This window comes from Streptomyces sp. NPDC018026 (assembly GCF_044327745.1).
GTDB classification, from domain to species: Bacteria; Actinomycetota; Actinomycetes; order Streptomycetales; family Streptomycetaceae; genus Streptomyces; species Streptomyces rubrogriseus.
In genome coordinates this window covers 1-8,470 of the sequence record NZ_JBIRFY010000037.1, presented here as the reverse complement: position 1 = coordinate 8,470, position 8,470 = coordinate 1, and the positions used below count along the sequence as shown (strand labels likewise).

Genomic DNA, 8,470 nt, shown 5'->3' with positions numbered 1-8,470 from the left:
ACCGGATCATCCAACAACACCGTCCGCCCCACACCCAACCCCTCCACCACACCACCGAAACCAACCACCACATCCGCCCCCGAATCAGCCACCATGAACGCCAACCGCTCCACCGGATACGACACATCCAACGGCACATACGCAGCCCCCGCCCGCCACACACCCAACACCGCCACGACCATGTCCACACCCCGCGGCAAACACAAACCCACCACCGACTCCGGCCCCACACCCAACCCCACCAAATAATGCGCCAACCGATTCGCCCGCACCTCCAACTCCCCATACGAAACCGACACACCACCCGCCACCACCGCCACCGCCGACGGATCCACCACCGCCCGCACCCCAACCAACCCCGGCACCGTCACACCCACCCCAAACCCCACACCCGTGTCATTCCACTCGGACAGGACCTGCTCGCTCTGCGCCGCGTCGAGCACCCCCACCGCCCCGAGTCGGCTCTCCGGCGCGTCTTCCAGGGCAGCCACCAGATTGCCCAGGCAGGTGTGCAACAGCGTGCACACCTGTTCCGGTGCGACTGAAGCCACCGTGTCGACGACCAGGTCGAACCCGGTCCCCGCGTCGTCTATCGCCACGCTGACCGGGTAGTTGGTCAGGTCACCGGAGCCGTCGCGCGAGCTCAGCATGGTGACGCCGGCGAGCCCCGCGCCGGGTTCGCCGTCGGTGGCGCCGCTGTGGCGGTAGTTGAAGATGGAGGTGAACAGCGGGCTGCCGCCCGACACGCCACTGGCGCTCTGCGCCAGGGCGAGCGACGCGTGCTCGTGCACCAGGAGTTCGGCCAGTTGGTCGCGCAGTCCGGTCAGTGCCTCGGCCGCACCGGCTTCCCCGACCCGCACGCGCACGGGCAATGTGTTGATGAACAGGCCCGGTACCCGGTCGGAGCCGGCACCGGCGTTCATCCGCCCGAACAGCACGGTGCCGAACACCACGTCGTCCCGGCCACTGACGGCGGCGACCACCCGGGCCCATGCCAAGTGGAACACGGTCGCCGCGCTGACTCCTCTGGACCGTGCCACCTCCCGGACACGTGCGGCGAGTTCATGGTTCACCGGCAGACGCGTGTGACGGACGCCCCGGCCGTCGCCGTGGACGTCGAGCAGTCCGTACGGTGCCGTCGTCTCCGTCACATCGCCGAGCAGGCCCGAGAAGTACCGCTCGTGTTCGCCGGGCCGCGTGCCGAGCCGGGCGTGTGCCACGAAGTCACGGAACGGCAGCGGTTCGGGCAGCGCGTCGGCCTGTCCGGAGAGGATCGCGCGCAGTTCTCCAAGCAGCACGTCCAGCGTCGTGTGGTCCTGCATGAGGTGGTGGATGCGGAGCACGGCGAGCCACCCGTCACCGCCGGGTTCGGCGGCGACATGCACCCGCATCAGGGGGGCGCGGCCCAGATTCATCCAGGACTCGCCGACGTTCATGAGCTGCTCCACCGCTTCGCCGCCCCGCGGGTCGAGAACGACCTCGTGGACCGGCAGTGAGACACGGCGCGCGACCACCTGAACCGGCTCGCGCAGTCCCTCCCACACGATGGCAGTGCGGTAGATGTCATGCCGGTCGACGACCTGCTGCAACGCGTCCAGGAACGCGTTCAGCCGCTCCCGGGAGTCGAATCCGAGCCTGACCGGCACCGCGTACACGTCCGCGACGTCGCTGTCCCGGTCGGCCATGAGGTGGTGGAAGAAGAGCCCCTCCTGCAGCGGGGCGAGCGGGTAGATGTCGGCGATGTTGGCCGCGCCGCCGGGCACCGTGGCCACCACCCGCGCGATCTCGGCCTCGTCGAGGTCGACCAGCGGCAGCATCCGCGGCGCGATCTCCGTAGCGCCTTCGGGAATCAGATTGGGCGGAACCTCGACGTGCCTCACACCCGCCGTCGCCGCCAGACCGGCCGGCGTCGAGGTCTGGAACAGCGCGCGCACGGAGACCGACACCCCTCGGCTCCGCAGGTGCTCCACCAGCGACACCGCCAGGAGCGAGTGGCCACCCAGCGCGAAGAAGTCGTCCTCCACGCCGACGCTGTCCAGGCCGAGGACGTGCGCGAACGCGGCGCAGACGATCTCCTCCTGCACGGTTTCCGGGCCCCTGCCCGAACCGGACGTGTATTCGGGTGCGGGCAGTGCGGCCCGGTCCAGCTTCCCGTTGGCCGTCAGCGGCAGTTCGTCCAGGACGACGACCGCCGAGGGCACCATGTAGTGCGGCAGGCGAATGCCCGCGAACTCACGGACCGCTTCGGTCGGTTCGCCGGATGTGGCGAGTGCACCGGGCTTGAGCACCACATAGGCCACCAGCCGTGTCTCGCCCGGCGCGTCCTCCCTCGCGACCACTGCGGCTCTTGCGACCTCGGGGTGCTCGACCACCACGGCTTGCACCTCGCCCGGTTCGACCCGGAAGCCGCGGATCTTGACCTGCTCGTCCGCTCGTCCCGCGAAGACCAGCCGGCCGTCCGCCGTCCAGCACGCCCGGTCCCCGGTCCGATACATCCGCTCACCGGAGTCGCCGTGCGGGCAGGCCACGAACCGTTCCGCCGTCAGTCCCGCATTCCCCCGATATCCGCGTGCCAACTGGCCACCGGCGACGTACAGTTCGCCCGCCACACCCACCGGGACCGGCCGCAGTGCACTGTCCAGGACATACGTCCTCGTCCCCGCCACCGGCGCACCCATCGGCACCGCCGGTGGGTGCGCCGGTGGCGCACCCATCGGCACCGCCGGCCCCGCGCCGTCCACCCGGCCGGCCGTAACCATCACCGTCGACTCGGTCGGACCGTACGTGTTCACCAGCGTCCGGCCCGCACTCCACCGTTCCGCCTGCTCGGCGGTGATCGGCTCGGCGCCCACCAGCAGACGCTCCACACCCGCGAGATCACCCGGATCCAGCACCGACAACAGCGACGGCACCACGCTGGCGGACCGCACATCGGTCTCCCGGAGCATCCGGACGAGCTCGCCCGTGTCCGATCGCTCGGCGGCCGAAGCCACCACCAACGTACCCCCGGAGGCCAGCGTCGCCGCCACGTCCAGCACCGACGCGTCGAAGCTGAACGACGCGAACTGCAACACCCGCACCTCGGGCCCGGCCCCGAGAACCGGCCCCAAGGCCCGCACCATGTTCGCCACCGCCGCGTGCGAGACCGCTACGCCCTTCGGTACGCCGGTCGAGCCCGACGTATAGATCACATACGCCAACTGGTCCTTCGCGAGCACGATTTCCGGGGCCTGGGCCGACATCCCGGCCAGCGCCGCCACCACCTCCGGCGCGTCCAGCGCCACCACTCTCGGCGCGTTCAGCCCCTCCGGCAGGCCGCCCATCCCCACCAGCACATCAACCCCGGCATCGGCCACCATGAAGGCCAGCCGCTCGGCCGGATACTCGGCGTCCAACGGCACGTAGGCCGCTCCCGCCCGCCACACACCGAGCATCGCCGCCACCATCTCCACACCCCGCGGCAGGCACAGCGCGACCACCGACTCGGTACCCACGCCCTGCGCTCGCAGGTAGTGCGCCAGCCGGTTCGCCTGCTCGTCCAGCTCCCCGTACGACACGGGGAGCCCGTCGGCAACCACCGCCACCGCGGTCGCATCCTCGGCGACCCGGTCGGCGAACAGCTCCGGGACGGCCGTGCCCGCTCGGACCGGGGCCGCGCCGGTGTCGTTCCACCTCTCCAGGAGGCCCCTCTCGGCCTCGCCCAGGATGTCGATCTCGTTCAGCGCCGTCTCGGGGGCGTCCTCCAGCGCGGTCACCATGCCGGCCACGCAGGTGTGGAGCAGGGCACACACCTGCGCCGAGTCGACGGGGGCGACGGTCTCGATGCTCAGCCGGAATCCGGTTCCCAGGTCGTCGACAGCCACGTCGACGGGATAGTTGGTGCGTTCCCTGGCGTACAACGTCGTAAGCCCCCGGATAGGCCCGTCCTCGCCCTCGGGAGCGCCCTGAATGTGCCGGTAGTTGAAGAGGGAGGTGAACAGCGGGCTGCCGCCCGGGACGCCGCTCGCCTTCTGGGCCAGCGCCAGCGGGGCGTGCTCGTGTACGAGCAGCTCCGCGAGCTGGTCCCGCAGACCGGTCAGTGCCTCGCCCACGCCCGTGGCATCGACGCGTACCCGGACCGGCAAGGTATTGAGGAACAGGCCCGGCACCCGCTCCGAACCGGCGCCGGCGTCCATGCGTCCGAACAGAATCGTGCCGAACACGACGTCGTCGCGGCCACTCACGGTCGCCAGCACCCGTGCCCACGCCAGGTGGAAGACGGTTGCCGCACTCACTCCGAGTGCTCTCCCCACCTGCCTGATGCGCAGTGCCAGTTCGTCCTGCACAGGCAGTTGCGTGCGCACCGACTCGGCGCCGTCGCCGTGCACGTCCAGGAGTCCGTACGGTGCGGTCGTCTCCGTCACGTCGCCCAGCAGACCGGTGAAGTACCGCTCGTGCTCCTCGTCCGCCGTGCCCAGCCTGGCCTGGGCCACGAAGTTGCGGAACGGCAGCGGCTCGGGCAGTGACTCGACGCGCCCGGAAAGTATGGCGCGCAGCTCGCCGAGCAGCACGTCCTTGGTGGTGTGGTCCTGGACCATGTGATGCATGCAGAGCAGTACCAGCCAGCGTTCGCTGCCGGGCTCGAGAGCGGTCAGTACCCGGATCAGGGGAGCGCGGCCCAGGTCCATCCGCTTGTCGCCCTCGGCGAGGAGCTGGTGCAGGAAGTCCGGATTTCCCGGGTCGAGGTCGATCCGCTCGACCGGGACCTCAACATGCCGGGCGACGACCTGGACCGGTTGGCGCAGTCCCTCCCACACGATGGCCGTGCGGTAGATGTCGTGCCGGTCGACGACCTGCCGCAGTCCGTCCAGGAACGCGTCCAGATCCGTACGCGCGTCGAAACCGAGGACGATGGGCGAGGCGTACACGTCGCCACCGCCGTCCCCGTCCTGCGCGGCCATCAAGTGGTGGAAGAACAGGCCCTCCTGAAGCGGGGCGAGGGGATAGATGTCCGCCACGTTGGCCGCGCCGCCGGGCACGTGTGCGACGACCCGCCGCACCTCGGCCTCGTTCAGGTCGATCAGCGGCAGCATGTCCGGCGTGATCTCCGTGGCACCCTCGGGTATGGCGTTCTCGGGCACATGGGCCGCGACCGGGCCGGCCGCCGCGGCCAGCCCCGCCGGGGTCGGCGCCTGAAAGAGCGTACGCACCGAGACCGACAGGCCTCGGGTCCGGAGGTATTCCACCAAGGAGATCGCCAGCAGCGAGTGGCCGCCGAGGGCGAAGAAGTCGTCGTCGACGCCGACGGGGGGTGATCCGAGAACCTCTGCGAAGGCCTGGCACAACAGCTCTTCCCGCGCGTTCGCCGGCCCCCTGCCCGCGCCGGCCGTGGCGGTGTGTTCGGGAGCGGGCAGTGCCTTGCGGTCCAGCTTGCCGTTGACCGTCAACGGCAGCGCGTCAAGGACCACGAACGCCGACGGCACCATGTACCCCGGAAGCCTCGCCGCCGCGAACCCCCGTATGTCAGAGGCCAGTTCACCCGGGAGGCCATCCGTGCCCGTCGACACCAGATAGGCGACCAGCCGCTTGTCGCCCGGGACGTCCTCGCGCGCGATCACCGCCGCCTGCGTCACCCTCGGATGTCCGGCCAGTACTTCCCGCACCTCACCCGGCTCGACCCGGAACCCGCGGATCTTCAGCTGCTCGTCCGCCCGTCCCGCGAACACCAGCCGCCCGTCCGCATCCCACCTCGCGCGGTCCCCGGTCCGGTACATCCGCTCACCGGAGTCGCCGTGCGGGCAGGCCACGAACCGCTGCGCGCTCAGGTCCGGCCGGCCCAGATAGCCACGGGCCAGCTGCCCGCCGGCCACATACACCTCACCCGGGACCCCCACCGGCACCGGCCGCAGCCACTCGTCCAGCACATAGACGCTCAGCCCCGGGATCCCGCGCCCGATCACACTGCCGCCCGACGCGTAACCGTCCGCGACCAGTTCCTGATGAGTCACGTGGACCGTGGTCTCGGTGATCCCGTACATGTTCACCAGTCGCGGCCCGCCGTCCCCGTGCCGCGCCCACCATGGGGCCAGCTGCGCCGGATCAAGTGCCTCGCCGCCCAGCACCACCGCACGCAACGCGGTCAACGCCGTCGGCCTGTGCTTCTCCGACGCCAGCAACTGGTAGAACGCCGACGGGGTCTGGCTCAGCATCGTCACCCGCTCGCGCTCCAGCAGAGTGAGGAAATCCTCCGGTGACCGCGACACCTCGTACGACACCACCGCCACGCTGCCGCCGTGCAGCAGAGCGCCCCACAACTCCCACACCGAGAAGTCGAACGCGAAGGAGTGGAACCAGCTCCACACGTCCTGCGGCCCGAACTCGAACAGCCCCCGCGTCTGCGCGAACAACTCCGTCACATTCGCGTGCGTCACCACCACACCCTTGGGGCGGCCCGTCGAGCCCGAGGTGTAGATGACGTACGCCGGATGCTCCGGCAGCACCGCGCCCCGCTCACCCGCAACCGGCGCTGAAGCATCCAGTCCGCTCAGCTCGTTCGTCACCGCCGGGTCGTCCAGCTCGACCACCGGCACCCCGAAGTCCGCCATCTCGTCACGCAGAGCTGCCGAGGTCAGCAACCATCCGGCTCGCGCATCGGTGAGCGTGTACGCGATCCGCTCGGCCGGATAGGCCGGGTCCAACGGCACGTACAGGCCTCCGGCCTTGACCACACCCAGGAGAGCCACCACGAGATCGATGCCGCGCTCCATGACGACCGCGACGGCCGACTCCGCGCCCACACCTCGGCTCATCAGATGACGCGCCAGCCGGTTCGCCCGTCCGTCGAGCTCCGCGTACGACACCTCATCCCCGTCGCACACCACCGCAACCGCGCCCGGAGCACGCGCCACTTGTGCCTCGAACAGCTCCGCCAACGTCGCCGGAGTCACCTCTGTCGGGGCCTCGTTCCATTCCTCCAGCACCCGGCGCCGCTCCACCGCGTCCAGTACTTCCACCGTGCCGAGCCGGGACTTCGGCGCCTCGCGCAAAGCGGTCGTCAGGTTGGCGACAGCCTCGTGCAGCAGACCGCACAGTTGCCACGGGTCCGCCGGCGCCACCGCATCGACGGTCAGCCGGAACCGGTTCCCGCGGTCGTCGACCGCCACCGTCACCGGATAGTTGGTGCGGTCGTCGACGCGGTCGGCCGGAGTCAGATGCGTGACACCGTCGAGACCGTCTTCCGGGGTCCGTGCACCGCTCTGGCTGTGCCGGTAGTTGAACAGGGAGGTGAACAGCGGACTGTCGCCCGGGACTCCGCTCGCCCGCTGGGCCAGCGAGAGCGGGGCGTGCTCGTGCACGAGCAGCTCGGCCAACTGCTGCCGCAGACCGACCAGCGCGTCGCCGACACCGGTGGACGCGAGGCGCACACGAACCGGCAGCGTGTTGATGAACAGACCGGGCACCCGGTCGGAGCCTGCGCCGGCACGCATCCGGCCGAACAGCACCGTGCCGAACACGACGTCGTCCCGGCCACTGACGGCGGCCAGGACCCGCGCCCACGCCAGGTGGAAGAGGGTGGCCGCGCTCACGCCCCGCGCCCGCGCCACCTCCGCGATCTGGTCGGCGACTTCCTCGCCGACCTCCAGTCTCGCCCGCCGCACGTCGGCGCCGTCGCCGTGCACGTCGAGGAGGCCGTACGGTGCGGTCGTCTCGGTCACGTCTCCGAGCAGACCGGCGAAGTAGCGCTCGTGCTCCTCCCGGGGCACGCCGAGCCGGGCCTGCGCGACGAAGTTCCGGAACGGCAGCGGCTCGGGCAGCGTCTCGCCCCGGCCCGCGAGGATCATGCGCAGTTCACTCAGCAGTACGTCCTGTGTGGTGTGGTCCTGGACGAGGTGGTGGATGCGCAGCAGCGCGAGCCACCGGCCGGAGCCGCTCGGGTCGGCGGCGGTGTGCACGTCAAGCAGGGGTGCGCGGTCCACGTCGATCGAGGACTCGCCGATGGCGAGCAGTTGAGCGACCGGATCGGGGATGCGGGCGTCGAGTGCGACTTCGAGGACGGGCAGTTCGGCGTGGCGCTGCACGACCTGGACCGGTTCGCGCAGGCCCTCCCACACGATGGCCGTGCGGTAGATGTCGTGCCGGTCCACCACCTGCTGCAGCGCGGCCAGGAAGGCGTCCAGCCGGTCGCGCGAGTCGAAGCCGAGGACCGTGGGCATCGCGTAGACATCGGCGCCCTGCTGATCACTCATCCGGTGGTGGAAGAGGATGCCTTCCTGGAGCGGGGCCAGGGGATAGACGTCGGCGATGTTGGAGGCGCCTCCCTCCGTCCGCGCGACGATCCGCTCGATCTCGTCCTCTGTGAGTTCGACGAGCGGGAGCATCTCCGCGGTGATACGGGACGCTCCGTCGGGCACCAGGTTCGGCGGGACCACAACCTCCTGCGGCGCCGCCTCCACAGCAAGCCCCGCAGGCGTCGGCGTCTGGAACAACGCCC

General features: G+C 70.4%; 1 protein-coding gene. It reads right to left on the bottom strand.

What is annotated here, in order from left to right; all coding sequences use genetic code 11:
- On the bottom strand, positions 1-8,408 hold an 8,408-nt coding region (locus ACH4D3_RS41035; RefSeq protein ID WP_398332862.1), incomplete at its 3' end, for an amino acid adenylation domain-containing protein.
- Positions 8,409-8,470 lie beyond the last annotated feature (62 nt).